This is a genomic window from Mesorhizobium sp. WSM3626 (assembly GCF_000513935.1).
Lineage (GTDB): Bacteria > Pseudomonadota > Alphaproteobacteria > Rhizobiales > Rhizobiaceae > Mesorhizobium > Mesorhizobium salmacidum.
In genome coordinates this window covers 126,170-140,389 of record NZ_AZUY01000010.1, presented here as the reverse complement: position 1 = coordinate 140,389, position 14,220 = coordinate 126,170, and the positions used below count along the sequence as shown (strand labels likewise).

Annotated in this window: 16 protein-coding genes; 8 read left to right on the top strand and 8 right to left on the bottom strand. The window is 63.4% G+C overall.

Annotated elements, in window-relative coordinates:
- Nucleotides 1–27: 27 nt before the first annotated feature.
- Nucleotides 28–1,032, bottom strand: coding sequence for a MoxR family ATPase (locus tag M653_RS0110865; RefSeq protein WP_027143386.1), 1,005 nt, complete (start codon nucleotides 1,030–1,032; stop codon nucleotides 28–30).
- A 157-nt stretch (nucleotides 1,033–1,189) separates the two neighbouring features.
- On the opposite strand from M653_RS0110865, the gene M653_RS0110860 reads away from it, so the two are divergent.
- From M653_RS0110860 to M653_RS0110850, 3 genes are read left to right on the top strand one after another with little or no spacing between them, the layout of a single operon-like run.
- A complete protein-coding gene (locus M653_RS0110860) occupies nucleotides 1,190–1,819 on the top strand; it encodes a DUF1285 domain-containing protein (RefSeq protein ID WP_027143385.1) in 630 nt (209 codons plus the stop codon).
- Nucleotides 1,819–2,451, top strand: a complete 633-nt coding sequence (locus tag M653_RS0110855; RefSeq protein ID WP_027143384.1) for a CoA pyrophosphatase — start codon at nucleotides 1,819–1,821, stop codon at nucleotides 2,449–2,451. Before M653_RS0110860 ends, M653_RS0110855 begins: the two co-directional genes overlap by 1 nt.
- The gene (locus M653_RS0110850) at nucleotides 2,448–3,710 is read left to right on the top strand and encodes a CCA tRNA nucleotidyltransferase (RefSeq protein ID WP_027143383.1); all 1,263 of its coding nucleotides are present in this window, start codon (nucleotides 2,448–2,450) and stop codon (nucleotides 3,708–3,710) included. The genes M653_RS0110855 and M653_RS0110850 overlap by 4 nt, the downstream gene beginning before the upstream one ends.
- A gap of 48 nt (nucleotides 3,711–3,758) precedes the next feature.
- Here M653_RS0110850 and M653_RS1000000135445 read toward each other — a convergent pair whose 3' ends face one another.
- From M653_RS1000000135445 to hemF, 5 genes are all read right to left on the bottom strand, one after another.
- The gene (locus tag M653_RS1000000135445; RefSeq protein WP_084636585.1) at nucleotides 3,759–4,745 is read right to left on the bottom strand and encodes a S8 family serine peptidase; all 987 of its coding nucleotides are present in this window, start codon (nucleotides 4,743–4,745) and stop codon (nucleotides 3,759–3,761) included.
- Nucleotides 4,746–4,832: 87 nt separating this feature from the next.
- Complete coding sequence (locus tag M653_RS0110840; protein WP_032935194.1) at nucleotides 4,833–5,411, bottom strand: hypothetical protein; 579 nt, start codon at nucleotides 5,409–5,411, stop codon at nucleotides 4,833–4,835.
- Between the two features lie 245 nt (nucleotides 5,412–5,656).
- Nucleotides 5,657–5,842 (bottom strand): DUF1059 domain-containing protein, encoded by a 186-nt coding sequence (locus M653_RS0110835; RefSeq protein WP_027143380.1) that lies wholly within the window; start codon nucleotides 5,840–5,842, stop codon nucleotides 5,657–5,659.
- Between the two features lie 214 nt (nucleotides 5,843–6,056).
- Nucleotides 6,057–6,317 carry a DUF1344 domain-containing protein gene (locus M653_RS0110830; RefSeq protein ID WP_027143379.1) on the bottom strand — a complete coding sequence of 87 codons (261 nt, stop codon included), beginning with the start codon at nucleotides 6,315–6,317 and terminating at the stop codon, nucleotides 6,057–6,059.
- A gap of 300 nt (nucleotides 6,318–6,617) precedes the next feature.
- Complete coding sequence (hemF, locus tag M653_RS0110825) at nucleotides 6,618–7,532, bottom strand: oxygen-dependent coproporphyrinogen oxidase (RefSeq protein WP_027143378.1); 915 nt, start codon at nucleotides 7,530–7,532, stop codon at nucleotides 6,618–6,620.
- Nucleotides 7,533–7,700: 168 nt separating this feature from the next.
- Between hemF and M653_RS0110820 the strand changes: the two genes are divergently transcribed.
- Nucleotides 7,701–7,958, top strand: coding sequence for a hypothetical protein (locus M653_RS0110820; protein WP_023770299.1), 258 nt, complete (start codon nucleotides 7,701–7,703; stop codon nucleotides 7,956–7,958).
- 93 nt (nucleotides 7,959–8,051) lie between these two features.
- On the opposite strand, the gene soxR is transcribed toward M653_RS0110820, so the two are convergent.
- Together soxR and M653_RS0110810 are read right to left on the bottom strand one after the other, a co-directional pair.
- Entirely contained in the window at nucleotides 8,052–8,522 is a 471-nt protein-coding gene (soxR, locus tag M653_RS0110815) for a redox-sensitive transcriptional activator SoxR (RefSeq protein ID WP_027143377.1), read from the bottom strand.
- A gap of 128 nt (nucleotides 8,523–8,650) precedes the next feature.
- Complete coding sequence (locus tag M653_RS0110810) at nucleotides 8,651–9,109, bottom strand: tRNA (cytidine(34)-2'-O)-methyltransferase (protein WP_027143376.1); 459 nt, start codon at nucleotides 9,107–9,109, stop codon at nucleotides 8,651–8,653.
- A 283-nt stretch (nucleotides 9,110–9,392) separates the two neighbouring features.
- On the opposite strand from M653_RS0110810, the gene M653_RS0110805 reads away from it, so the two are divergent.
- From M653_RS0110805 to M653_RS0110790, 4 genes are read left to right on the top strand one after another with little or no spacing between them, the layout of a single operon-like run.
- Nucleotides 9,393–9,914, top strand: coding sequence for a hypothetical protein (locus M653_RS0110805; protein ID WP_027143375.1), 522 nt, complete (start codon nucleotides 9,393–9,395; stop codon nucleotides 9,912–9,914).
- A 29-nt stretch (nucleotides 9,915–9,943) separates the two neighbouring features.
- The gene (locus M653_RS0110800) at nucleotides 9,944–11,830 is read left to right on the top strand and encodes an ABC transporter ATP-binding protein (protein ID WP_032935193.1); all 1,887 of its coding nucleotides are present in this window, start codon (nucleotides 9,944–9,946) and stop codon (nucleotides 11,828–11,830) included.
- 10 nt (nucleotides 11,831–11,840) lie between these two features.
- Nucleotides 11,841–13,724 (top strand): ABC transporter ATP-binding protein, encoded by a 1,884-nt coding sequence (locus tag M653_RS0110795; protein WP_027143373.1) that lies wholly within the window; start codon nucleotides 11,841–11,843, stop codon nucleotides 13,722–13,724.
- Between the two features lie 4 nt (nucleotides 13,725–13,728).
- Nucleotides 13,729–14,220: a GNAT family N-acetyltransferase gene (locus M653_RS0110790; protein ID WP_051442644.1), complete on the top strand. Its 492-nt coding sequence runs from the start codon at nucleotides 13,729–13,731 to the stop codon at nucleotides 14,218–14,220.

Genomic DNA, 14,220 nt, shown 5'->3' with positions numbered 1-14,220 from the left:
TTTCGATCATATTAGCGGGTCCCGACCCTAAACGCCTTTCACGAGTTTCGCCACGACGTCGCGCACGCTGGTGCCCTCGGCACGGGCGGCGAAGGTCAGCGCCATGCGGTGCTGCAGCACCGGCTCGGCCAGCGCCCTGACATCGTCGACCGAGGGCGCCAGCCGTCCGTCGTAGAGCGCGCGTGCCCTGGTGCACAGCATCAGCGCCTGGCTGGCGCGCGGACCTGGGCCCCAGGCGACATGCTTGTCGGTGTCGGCATTGCCCTGGCCCGGACGCGCCGAACGCACCAGGGTGAGGATCGCCTCAACGACGCTTTCGGGCACCGGCATGCGGCGGATCAGCGTCTGGATCTCCTTCAGCCGTGCCGGCTGCAGCACGTTCTGGGCTTTCGCGTCCTCGACGCCGGTGGTTTCCAGAAGGATGCGGCGCTCGGCCTCGATTTCGGGGTAGAGGATGTCGACCTGCATCAGGAAGCGGTCGAGCTGGGCTTCGGGCAGCGGATAGGTGCCTTCCTGCTCCAGCGGGTTCTGCGTCGCCAGCACATGGAAGGGCGAGGGCAGATCGTAGCGCGCGCCGGCAATGGTGACATGATATTCCTGCATCGCCTGCAGCAGCGCCGACTGCGTGCGCGGCGAGGCGCGGTTGATCTCGTCGGCCATCAGCAGCTGGGCAAAGATCGGGCCGGAGATGAAGCGGAAGGAGCGCTTGCCGGTCTCGTCCTGCTCCATGACCTCGGAGCCGAGGATGTCGGACGGCATCAGGTCCGGCGTGAACTGGATGCGGCGTGAATCAAGCCCGAGCACGACGCCCAGCGTCTCGACCAGCTTGGTCTTGGCCAGGCCCGGCACGCCGACCAGCAGCGCATGTCCGCCGGCCAGCAGCGCCACCAGCGTGCGCTCGACGACGTTTTCCTGGCCGAAGATCACCCGGCCAACCCCGTCGCGGATCCTGGAGATGTCGGCAAGCGCCTTCTCGGCCTCGGCGATCATGTCCGTTTCGCTGATCGGACTTTCCTTGACCATCACGCTCATGCCGCATCGATCCCTTTGGTTGGAATGCCATGGTTTGGAAATACTGGTCCGCACCATACCATAGACTGCCGCGATTCGGCCTCGCGGAGCGCCTATGGTTGAACTTAAATCACAGACTTAGGCTGACAAGCGGAACAACAGTGACTATTTCGTGACGATGACGGAACACCACGAACATCGCCAACAAAGCCTTACGCAGGCCACCGAGGCTCGAGGCCTCGAGGCGCTGATCTCGCGCGCGGCCCGTGCCGGCAAGGGCGCGGCGCCGGTCGAGCGCTGGAATCCCGACTTTTGCGGCGATCTCGACATGGAGATCAAGGCCGACGGCACCTGGTTCTACCTGGGCACGCCGATCGGCCGCATGCCGTTGGTGCAGCTTTTCTCTTCCGTGCTGCGCAAGGACGCCGACGGCAGGACCTATCTGGTGACGCCGGTGGAAAAGGTCGGCATCCGCGTCGCCGATGCGCCGTTCATTGCCGTCGAGATGGATGTTTCGGGCGAAGGCGAGGATCAGGTCATCACCTTCCGCACCAATGTCGGCGACGTGGTCGAGGCCGGACCGGAGCGGCCGCTGCGCTTCGTCGACGAGAACGAGACCGGCGGCTTGAAGCCCTATCTGCTGGTGCGCGGCAGGCTGGAGGCGCTGGTGGCGCGGCCGGTCATGTACGAACTGGTCGGGCACGGCGAGGAGATCGAGATCGACGGCAGGGCGATGTTTTCGGTGCGCTCGAAGAACGCCGTGTTTCCGATCATGCCGGCGGATCAGTTGGAGCGGTTGAGCGCATGATGGACCAGGTGTCGCCGGCACCGTTCTCATCGGCGGATTTTCGCGCGCGCTTTGCCGCGCAGCCGGACGCGCATGCCGGCGACGACTATGGCGATCACCGCTTCAATCCCGGCCATCCGCGCCTCAATCCGGGCAAGCCACTGCGCAACGCGGCGGTGCTGATTCCGGTGGTCGACCATGACGGCGAGGCGACGGTTCTCCTGACCAAACGGGCCGAAAGACTGCGCAGCCATTCCGGGCAAGTGGCTTTCCCGGGCGGCACGATCGATGCGACCGACGCGAGCCCGGAGGCGGCGGCGCTGCGCGAGACCTTCGAGGAGATCGGCCTTGCCCCGGATCGCATCGAGATCATCGGCCGCATGCCCGATTACGTTGCCGGCAGCGGCTATCGCATCGCGCCGGTGCTCGGCATCGTGCGGCCGGGTTTCCAATTGGCTCTGAACGTCGACGAGGTCGATGCCGCCTTCGAAGTGCCGCTGCGCTTCCTGATGGACGCCGCCAATCACAAGCGCGACAGCCGCATGTGGAACGATCTCGAATGGTTCTTCTACGACATGCCCTATGGCGACCGGCGTATCTGGGGCGTCACCGCCGGTATCATCCGTACGCTCTATGAAAGGCTCTATGCGTGAGTGTTTCGATCGCGGGCAGGGCCGACTGGCTCTCCGACAAGCATTTGCAGCGCCTGCTGGGCGTGCTTACCGAAGGCGGTGAAGAGGCACGCATCGCCGGCGGCGCCGTGCGCAACGTGCTGATGGGCCAGCATGTCACCGACATCGACATCGCCACTTCTTGCCTGCCGCAGGAAACCATTCGTCGCGCCGTGGCGGAAGGCTTCAAGGCGGTGCCGACCGGTATCGAGCACGGCACCATCACGGTGGTCGCCGGCGGCAAACCCTACGAAATCACCACCTTGCGCGCCGATGTGGAGACCGATGGCCGCCGCGCCAAGGTGTCGTTCGGACGCGACTGGAAGCTCGACGCCGAGCGGCGCGATTTCACCATCAACGCGCTCTACGCGGAGGCCGACGGCAGGGTTGTCGACCTTGTCGGCGGCATTGCCGACATCGAGGCGCGCCGGCTGCGCTTCATCGGCGATCCGGAGGCCCGCATCCGCGAGGATTATCTGCGCATCCTGCGCTTCTTCCGTTTCTTTGCCTGGTATGGCGATGGCCGGCCGGACGCCGAGGGACTGAAGGCCTGCGCCCGGCTGAAGGAGGGCCTCGGCCAACTCTCGGCGGAACGCATCTGGTCCGAACTGAAGAAGCTCTTGTCGGCGCCCGATCCATCGCGGGCGCTGCTCTGGATGCGACAGGCCGGTGTCCTGACCGCCGCGCTGTCGGAAAGCGAGAAATGGGGTATCGATGCGATCCACGGGTTGACCAAGGCCGAGAAGGACCTGAGCTGGGCGGTGGATCCGATGCTGCGGCTGGAGGCAATCGTGCCGCCGGATGCAGCGCGCATGAAGACGCTGGCCGAGAGGCTCAGGTTCTCGACCGCCGAAGCCGACCGCATGCTCCACTGGGCGCTCTCCACGGCCATCGAGCCGAAGACGACCGAGGGCGAACTGGCGAAAAAACTCTATCGCGGCGACCGGCAAGGGTTTGTCGATCGCTTGCGGCTTGCGCTTGCCGCGGCGCGGGTGCGCGCTGTCGAGGACAATAATGCATTGCTTCAAGCGGGCGGCTTTTCGCGCCTGCTTGCCTTTGCGCTCAAATGGGAAAGGCCCGAATTTCCGCTGCGTGGGGCCGATCTGACCGCGCTCGGCGCAACGCCAGGGCCGAAGCTCGGCGAAATCCTGAAAAATATCGAGGCGGAATGGATCGAAGCGGGATTTGCGCCTGATCGCGACGCGCTGCTCGAACGCGCCGCGCAGGCCCTTGAAACGTAGGCCAGAACCGCTGGGTCTCCGCCGGTGCCACCCTGCGGTTCCGTGCCGCTACTTGATCGACAGCGGAGCCAGGGCACGCGAAAGGCTTGCCTCGCCCTTGCCATAGACGGAGGCGCTATAGTTGGCCAGCGTGTCGGTACGGGCCGTATTCAGCAACTGGTTGGTGATCTGGGTCGGCGTTGCCCTGGTGAACTTGCTGCCCACGATGGCAGCGTAGCCGGCAACGATCGGCGCGGCGAAAGAGGTGCCGTAAAGGCCGGTCTTGTCCCCGGTGACACCCACGACCAGGAAATGGCTCTGCACAGCCTGGTTGGAGCCGGCGATGTTCGAGTACCAGGCCATGCTGGCCTTGTTCGACGTCGTGCCGTTGCTGTTGAGCGCGCCGACGAAAATCGCGGATGCCTTTCCGACCAGGGCGAGGTCAAGATAGTCCTGCTGGCCGCTGGTGACACCGCCCACGGCAACCGCGTCGTTGCCCGCGGCCTTCGAAACCACGGCCGTTCCCTTGGTGGCATAGGAGATGATGGAGGCTTCCTCGGCGCTCCATCCGATCTGGCTGGGGCTGTAACCCGCATTGGTGTACATGCCATAGCTCAGATTGAGCACGTTCAGGCCCGGCGACAGCGCGACCGATGAGCTGGTGGAAAAGTCTTTCGACCTTATGGTTGCCAAGGGCGCAACCATGCTGGCTTCTTCGCGGGTCCATTCGCCGTGGCGCTGGGTCTGCGTGCCGATACCGAAATTGCCGCTGAACTTCGATGTGCTGGAGAAATCGTCGACGATCGTGATGGTGACGCCTTGGCCCTTGTAACCGGCACGCCATGCGGCTCCGACATCCGGGTTCATCCAGCCCTGCAAAATCTGCGATGTAGCCGCCGGCAAGGTTGCGCTCAGGCATATGGAAGCGTTCGACTGACCGCCCCGGCAGAGCGTGGATAGCGGATCCGGACCGCCAGCTTCTTGAGCCGCCGCCATGGAGGCCGGCAGAAGGGCGAGGGCCGTGGCGATACCGAACTTCCAACGCGTATTTGACATGATCTTACCCCGGTTCAAACGGAATCTAGGACGGACGGCCGCGAATCTCCGGCGGCCACGCCACATCTCGTGCCCGGCCCCTCGCTATCAGAAAGTAACACGGTAATTCAGCCAGAGATGCTGGCTCTCCGGTTTAGCGTTAACCAGATATTTCAAGGTTTCCTCGGGCGCCATCTCGCTGGCGGCGAGCCGGCAATTGACGCTGTAGGTGCCCAGATCGCCATAATCGGCCTGGCAGGGCTTTTCGGTGAGCTTACCGCCGAAGGTCGTGGTGAACGACAGGGACAGTATGCTGTTCGCACTCGGATGCAGCTGTGTGAGGAAACCAAGCTTGAGGCTGGGCTCGATCCGATACTTCTCGCCTTGTTCCCCGGTGCCAAACCCCCAAAGAATACCGGTGTCCTGCGTGATCTGCGTCATCAGGTCCACATGCATGTCGACCCAGTTTGTCTGGTACCACTGATTGAACGATATCCGGCTTCCGGTCTGCAACTCATACCCGCCGTCACCCAGGCCTCTCGCCTTGTCGCTGAGCGGCGAGCCCTGGTGGATGTCGATGAGCGATGTCGCCCATTCCTGGGCAACCGCCGGCGGCGCGCCGAGAAGCGCCCACGGCAGGAGCGCCGTTGCGCACAAACTCGCACGATTGCCGAACTTTCCGCGCATCCGCGAAACACCTCGCCCCACCGATTCCGGACCAGTGCCTGACGGCGACGGGCTTCTCTGGCAGCCCCCGTAGTCTGGATATCAGTCTGACGATCGCACGGGTTCGGTTACCGCACGGTTTATTTTAGCTGGAACAAATATGATTTTTCGAGGCGCAGGCCATGCGTCGAAAGAAACCGATGCGACGCGCATTACCCGAGCGCCACCGCGGTTCTTTTGCTAGTACCGACAGCCCCCGCCGCGCCCTACGCCGCGTCGCGGGCCTTCTCAATTCGGGAGCGGATAGCCTCGATCATCGTCTCGCGGATGATCGTCTCGCCATGCGTTTCGCGCATATGCTCGACGGCACGGCGCATGACCTCGGCTTCCTCGTCGGCACGGGTGTGCCAGTCGCAGCCGGGAACCAGCGATCCGCAGTGGAACTGCTTCATGGGATTTCTCCTCTTCCTCCATGGAGCCGGATCGACTGCCCCGTAGGGACAGGCCGGAGCTCCGCATCTTCTTGGCCCGCTGTGCGGCCTCGGAACCGGACCACGGGCAGGGTGAAGACCATAACACAGATGGGGTGGTATTGGTTGCGGTCAACGGTGAAAAGGCGGAGCAGCGCTGCTCCGCCCTCTTTACGCTAGCCCTGCGGGCAGGCCATCACTTCACGATCTTGACTGCCTCGGCAACCTTGTTCTTGCCGCTCATGTCCCACGAAATTCTGACCTTCTCGCCGACCTTCAGGCCAGGATCCTTGAAAGTCTCGGGAAGCGTAAAAGACGATCCATTGTCGAGAACCAGGCTCTTGGACGCCGTATCGAAGGTCTTGATCGTTCCGGTGGTATGCTTGACGGCGGCGAACGCCACCGAACCGGAAGCAAGAAGGGCGGCCGCGGCGGCGGAAACAATGATCTTTCTCATGCTGATACTCCTGGAAGAGCGGGCATCCTTTTTCACGAAGATGATCCGCATCGTCTTTGGGCCGTCCGGTCGCGTCGAGTCGCGGCCCGCCTTGTTCCGACGCAATTCCGAAGGGAAAGCGGTTGCATTTCCTGGAATTGCCCTCAGGCAAACCACCGGCGCTTCCCGACCCAAATGCGACAAATAACCCAATTTTTTCAGATGGATATTAGACGAAAAAGATATTCCTGGCGTCACATTCCGCGCCCATTTTCGACAAATGGGACATCAATGCGGCTTCACGTCGCGCTCACCATCTTGTTACGGCCAGCGCACCTCCGGCGGCAGGCTGGACAGGATCGAGGCGACATTGCCGCCGGTCTTCAGCCCGAAGATGGTGCCACGATCGTGAAGAAGGTTGAATTCGACATAGCGGCCGCGGCGGATGAGCTGTTCGTCGCGGTCGCCATCGGTCCAGTTCTCGTTGAAGTTGGCGCGCACCAAATGGCCGTAGACGACGAGGAACGAACGTCCGACGTCCTGGACGAAATTGAAATCGGCGTTCCAGCCGCCCTTCTCCTCCGTCGAATGCAGCCAGTCGAAGAAGATGCCGCCGGTGCCGCGCGGCTCATTGCGATGCGGCAGGAAGAAGTACTCGTCGCACCACGCCTTGAATTTCGGATAGTCGGCGACGCCGGCGTTCTTCTCGCAAGCGAACTGCATGGCACGGTGGAAGGCTGTGGTGTCGGGATCATCCTGCGTGCGGCGGCGGTCGAGCACCGGCGTCAGGTCGGCGCCGCCGCCGACCCAATGCCTGGATGTGACGACCATGCGCGTGTTCATGTGCACGGCCGGAACGTTCGGGTTCCACGGGTGCGCGATCAGCGAAATGCCCGATGCCCAGAAACGCGGGTCTTCCTCGGCGCCAGGCATCTGCTTCCTGAATTCGGGCGAGAACTCGCCATAAACGGTCGAAGTGTGGACGCCGACCTTCTCGAAGACGCGGCCATGCATCATCGACATGGTGCCGCCGCCGCCCTTGCCCTGATCGCGCTCCCACGGCGTTTTTTCGAAACGGCCCGGCGACCACGAAGCCAGCGGCCCGCCGAGATCCTGCTCGATCTGCTCGAAGGTGGCGCAGATGCGCTCGCGCAGCGCCTCGAACCAAAGCCGGGCCTTCATCTTCTTTTCTTCGATGTCGGCGGGCAGCCCCGCCGGTATTTCAGGTCGTTCCAAGTGCCGTCTCCGGTTGCGGGGCGGTGAGTCGACAAAAGACTCGTCTTTTCCGGGCGCGATCCCTAATCTCTTAAGGGACAGGGTCAAGTCACTTTGGTTTCGCGCATGATCCTTTCCGAACCTCGATTCCGATTTCGGGGTCATGCGCCAGGTGCAAGGAGTTGTTTCGTGCGCACCCCGGCAAGACCGCCGCTGGATGGGCTGAAGAAAAGGCTCGACCAAAGCCGGGCCGAGCGCGCGCGCATGCCGCGCGACGGTTTCCTGCGCGAGACCTTCGTCCTGCCGCGCTCGGATGCCCGCCTCAAGGCCAAGGAATGGTTCGAACGCTTCCCCAAGCAGGCCTACTGGACCGAGATCGAAAGCTGGTTCGAGCGCCCGGGGGATTTGATCGAGTTTACGATAAGACGGCTGCCGGCGGCGGATTAGGATTTCCTCGCCCCGTTTGCGGGGAGAGGATGCCGGTAGGCGGGTGAGGGCGGCGCGAACCTTCGAGTGCTGGCACTGCCCCTCATCCGCCTTTCAGGCACCTTCTTCCCGTGCACGGGAAGAAGGAAGAACCAGCCGCCGCGCGCCAGTTCCCTCCCGGGCCAGCCGATCCTCCTTATTGCGCAGCGGGCATTTGTCGATCGACATGCAGCCGCAGCCGATACAGTCGGTCAGCCCGTCGCGCAGTTTCTTCAACTGGGCGATCTTGTGATCGAGCCCGTCGCGCCAGGCTGTCGACAAAAGGTTCCAGTCGTCGCGTGTCGGCGTCCGGCCCTCGGGCAGGGATGCCAATGCCTCACCGATCTCGGCCAGCGAGATGCCGACCTCCTGCGCCACCTTGATGATCGCCACCCGCCGCAGCACGTCGCGGCCGTAGCGGCGCTGGTTGCCTGACGTGCGGTGGCAGCGGATCAGCCCGCGGGCTTCATAGAAATGCAGCGCCGACACCGCCACACCGCTGCGCGCAGCCACCTGGCCGACCGTCAATTCCAACGCTGGTGCCATCTCGCAATTTTCCGCTTGACCTCAAGTTAAGTTGAGCTTGTAGCCAAGAAAGCCTGGATGTGCAAACGAAGGAGAGGCGGATGTGCGCCTGGGCAAAAATCACCGCGGACCGCGCTGCCGCCGATCCCCTAGCCGAGTTGCCGGATGGCTTCGCCCGCCACCATGGCCACGGAAAGGGCGACGTTGAGGCTGCGCGCGGTGGGCCGCATCGGGATGGTCAGCCGAACATCCGCCGCCTGATGGACTGGATCCGGCACGCCCGCGGATTCGCGGCCAAACAGGAGGATGTCGCGGTCGGTGAAGCTGAAGTCGGTGTAGGGGGTCGTAGCCTTGGTCGACAGCAGCACCAGCCGATCCGCGCGCGCCTTGCGCCACTCCTCGAAGGCGTGCCAGTCGACATGCCGGGTCAGGGCAGCCATTTCGAGGTAGTCCATGCCGGCGCGCTTGAGCGCCTTGTCGGAGAGCGGAAAGCCGGCAGGCTCGATTATGTCGACGCCAAGCCCGAGACACGCGGCGAAGCGCAGGATTGTCCCGGTATTGCCGGCGATGTCAGGCTGGTAGAGCGCGATGCGGAGACCACGGTTCACTTTCGCGTCCTTCTAATAAGTGGCAGATCGGCCACAGCTGCTTCGCGGTTTTGGAAATTCCTGGACCTGCGGGTGGCCATTTTCTGCGAAGTCGAGTATACGACCAGCATTGTCAACCCGAACCGATGGAGGGGTAATTCATGATGGCCATGCACATCCAGCGCCCCACCCGTGGGCTTACTTGCGCCCTGGCGGTTTCGGTACGACGTTTCTCCTGATCTTTTAGACACTTCCGCACCGATTTCCGCCGAAACCATACCCTGGTCTTCGAAGGAATCCTGCGATGTTTTTCAAGCTGCCGAAGGGGCCGATGGCCCCGTCCCAACGCGTCCCGACTGATCCGCCGCCGATCCCGCGGCACGATGTCGATCATCCTTTTCATCTCTATTTTCACACGGAGGACGGACCGATGTTCGATCCCTACAGAATACCGGGCTCGAGGAGCCTGCATATCCACCGGCTGCCGACCTGGGCGCTGCTGATCGGCGAGACCTATTCGTCGGCGGTTCATGCCGAAGTGCGCCGGCGTCCGCATCGCGGCATGCTGCCGGATGTCGATTTCTCGCACGCGGTTCCCGATCCGAGCCGGCCGTCGCTGGTGCGCCGGATCGTCCGGCTGATCCGGCCGGGCGCGAAGAACCGGACTGGTGGCGCCGTGTCGTCAGGATCGACAAAGGTGCCTGTCGGCGAAAAGCCGGCGAGCCCCTATATAGCGCGAAGCAGGGCCGACGCTCCGGATGATTCCGGAGCGTCGGCCCTCGACGCCATGCGGTCCGAGGACTTTGTACGTCGCCAAGCCGCGTAAGCGGAAAACAGATTTTACAGGCATGCCCTATGTTGTTGTTTAGCTGGTTTGAAAGAAGGCTCGATCCGTTCCCGGCCGCGGAACCGGTCGAGCCGCCCAAGACGCTGGTTGCCTTCTGCCTGCATTATACGCACGGGGCATGGCCCTATATCCTTGTCGATGCGGTGTTGGTGGCGGCCATCGCCATCGCGGAAGTGTGGATGTTCGGCTTCCTCGGCCGCATTGTCGATTGGCTGTCGGGGCAGAACCGCGAGACCTTCCTGCAGACGGAGGCCTGGAAGCTCGCCGGCATGGCCTTCATCGTCTTGTTTGCGCTGCCCGGCACGGTTTGGCTGCATTCGCTGCTCAACCAGCAGACGCTGATGGGCAATTATCCCATGCGCATCCGTTGGCAGGTGCATCGCTACCTGCTCAAGCAATCGATGAGCTTCTATCAGGACGAATTCGCCGGCCGCATCGCCACCAAGCTGATGCAGACCGCGCTCGCCGTGCGCGAATGCGTCATCAAGGTGATCGACGTCCTGAACTACGTCATCGTCTATTTCCTCGGCATGCTGTTGATCGTCGGTTCGGCCGACTGGCGGCTGGCGGCGCCGCTCGGCGTCTGGCTGGTCGGCTACATCCTGTTGCTGCGCTTTTTCATCCCGCGCCTGGGCAAGGTCGGCGAGGAGCAGGCCAATGCGCGCTCGACCATGACCGGCCGCGTCGTCGACAGCTACACCAACATCCAGACGGTCAAGCTGTTTTCCCATTCGCGCCGCGAGGCCGCCTTCGCCAGGGAAGGCATGATGGGCTTCCTCGACACGGTCTACCGGTCCATGCGGCTGGTGACGGTGCTGTTCGGCTCGCTCTACATACTGAACGCGCTGCTGCTGTTCTCGGTCACCGCCATCTCGCTGTGGCTGTGGATGGGGCAAGCGGTGACGATCGGCGCGGTTGCAGTGGTCATCGGCCTGGTGCTCCGGATGTGGGGTATGTCGCAGTGGATCATGTGGGAAATGTCGGGCCTGTTCGAGAATATCGGCACGGTGCAGGACGGCATTGCCTCCATCTCGCTGCCGCGCCTCGTCGAGGACAGGCCGGATGCCAAGGAGATCAGCGTTTCCAAAGGCGATATCCGCTTCGAGGACATCCGCTTCCACTACGGCAAGCAGAAGGGCATCATCGAAAACCTGTCGCTGACGGTGAAGCCGGGCGAAAAGGTCGGCATTGTCGGACGCTCGGGTGCCGGCAAGTCGACGCTGGTCAATCTCCTCTTGCGCTTCTACGATCTGGAGTCCGGCCGGATCCTGATCGACGGCCAGGAGATCGCCGGCGTGAAGCAGGATTCGCTGCGCGCCCAGATCGGCATGGTCACGCAGGACACCTCGCTGCTCCATCGTTCGGTGCGCGAGAACATCCTTTATGGCCGGCCCGATGCCAGCGACGACATGCTTGTCGAGGCAGCGCGGCGGGCAGAGGCGCTGGATTTCATATCGGCGCTTTCGGACCATAGCGGCCGCCATGGCTTCGATGCCTATGTCGGCGACCGTGGCGTCAAACTGTCCGGCGGCCAGCGGCAACGCATCGCCATTGCTCGCGTTATGTTGAAGGACGCGCCCATACTTATCCTTGACGAGGCGACGTCGGCGCTCGATTCCGAAGCGGAAGCCGCCATCCAGGAGAATCTCTACAGGCTTATGCAGGGCAAGACCGTCATCGCCATCGCGCACCGGCTGTCGACCATCGCGGCGATGGACAGGCTCGTCGTGATGGACCAGGGCCGCGTCATCGAGGAGGGTTCGCACGAGGAACTGGTCGCCAGGGGCGCGCTCTACGCGCAGCTCTGGCAGCGCCAGTCGGGTGGATTCCTGCTCGAAGACGGCCCCATCGACGCCGCCAACGACGCAGTTGTAAAGGGACAAGCCGCAGAATGATGGCCGCCGCATGATGACAGCCGTCTACCGCTGGTTCGAGACCTGGGTCTACCCGTTCAGGGAGCCGGCGAATCTTCGGCCACCGGCCAGCGTCGCCGGCTTCCTCCGGCACTATGTCGGGCAGGCGAAGTTCGCCTTCTTCGCCATGCTGGTCATCGGCGGCATCGCGCCGCTGGTCGAGGCCGGCCTGTTCTATTTCGTCGGACGGCTGGTCGATATTCTCGACCAGTTGCCCGGCGAGCGGAGCTGGCACGCGCTGTGGACCGCCGCCGGCCCCGAACTTATGTTCATGGTCGCGGTGGTGCTGGTCATCCGCACCGTGGTCGTCGGGCTGTCGGCGCTGGTCGACGAACAGACGATCACGCCCGGCTTCTACAATCTGGTGCGCTGGCAGGCGCACCGGCACGTCTCGCGCCAGTCCTATGCCTTCTTCCAGAACGATTTCGCCGGCCGGATCGCGACGAAAGTCTGGCAGGCCGGGCAGGCGACCGGCGACCTGATGGAAAGCTTCATCGAGGTCGTCTGGTTCATGATCGTCTATACGGTGACGACGCTGGCGCTGGTCGCGGGGCTCGACCTCAGGCTCGCGGTGCTGGTGGTGATCTGGATCACCGCCTTCGGATTTCTGGCCAAGCTCTATCTGCCGGCTATCCGCAGGCACGCCGAAGCGACGGCCGAGGCGGGCTCGATGATCAATGGCCGCATCGTCGATTCCTATTCCAATGTACAGACACTGAAACTGTTCGCGGCCGACGGCGACGACCGCTACATCAGGAACGGCTTTGACATCTATCTCGACGCATTGCGTCCCTTCACCCGCCGGTTGACTGGCGTGCGCATGGCGTTGACGACGCTGTCGGGCATCATGATCACGGCGATCGGCTGCTTTGCCGTCTATCTCTGGGTCGAGGGCTCGATCACCGTCGGCGCCGTCGCCTTCACGCTGTCGCTGGTGCTTCGCCTCAACATGCTGCTCGGCCGGCTGATGATGCAGATGAACGGTATCTTGCGAAACCTTGGCGTGCTGGAGAACTCCAAGGCGCTGATCTCGCAGCCGCTCGGCCTGACTGACGCACCGGGCGCGAAAGAGCTGGTGGTGACGGGCGGACGCATCGACGTGAAGAATGTCGAATTCCACTACGGCAAGGGGTTTGGCGTGCTGAACGGCATCGACCTTGTCGTCAAGCCGGGCGAGAAGGTCGGGCTGGTCGGGCCTTCGGGCGCCGGCAAGACGACGCTGGCCAACCTGATCCTGCGCCTCTACGATCTCGAAAGCGGCCGGATCACCATCGACGGCCAGGACGTCTCCGGTGTGACGCAGAATTCGCTGCGCGCCAATATCGGCGTCGTCAGCCAGGACACCGCTCTGTTCCATCGGTCGCTGCGCGACAACATCAAGCTCGGCATGCCCGATGCGACCGACGCGCAGGTGATCGCGGCGGCCAGGAAGGCCGAGGCCCATGAATTCATCCTGACCTTGCGCGACAACAGGGATCGCCAGGGCTACGAGGCCTTCGTCGGCGAGCGCGGCGTCAAACTGTCGGGCGGCCAGCGCCAGCGCGTGGCGATCGCCCGCGTCTTCCTCAAGGACGCGCCGATCCTGATTCTCGACGAGGCGACGTCGGCGCTCGATTCCGACATCGAGGCGGCGATCCAGGAGAATCTGACGCGGCTGATGGAGAACAAGACCGTGATCGCCATCGCGCACCGGCTGTCGACGATCGCGGCCTTGGATCGCCTTGTGGTACTCGACGGCGGCCGCATCGTCGAGCAAGGCACGCATGACGAACTGGTGGCGCTCGACGGGCTCTATGCCCGGCTGTGGAAGCGCCAGTCCGGCGGCTTCCTCTATCACGAGGAAAGCGTGCTGGAAGAGACGCGGCCGGCGGAGTAGGCGCATGGGTGGATCGCCGGAGGAAGGCCCGCAGATCGGCCCAGAGATCGGCTATGTCCTCAAGCGTTTGCGACCAACCGTGGCGGCCTTCGACGCGTTGAAGGAAGAGAGCCGGCTGGAAGGCTACTGGATGCTGGTGCGCCTGGGGGATGGCTGGGCAAGCGGCCGCAACAAGTTCCTGAAGCGGGGCGAGGGACTGTTCGGGATGTGGCATGGCCGGGAACTCGCCGGCGTGTGCGGGCTGAACATCGATCCCTATTTCGAGGGCAGGGACCAGGGCCGGGTCCGGCACCTGTTCGTCAGTGCGCGCCACCGCCGCAACGGCCTTGGCCGCATGCTGGTCGAGACCGTGATCGGCCGGGCCGGCCAATATTTCGCTGTGTTGAACACCCGCGCGCCGCCGGAAGCCTTCGGTTTTTATGAACGGCTTGGTTTTCAGCGCGTGGAAGGCGAAGAATTCGTCACCCACCGCATGGTGTTCGGGAAGGAGAACTGA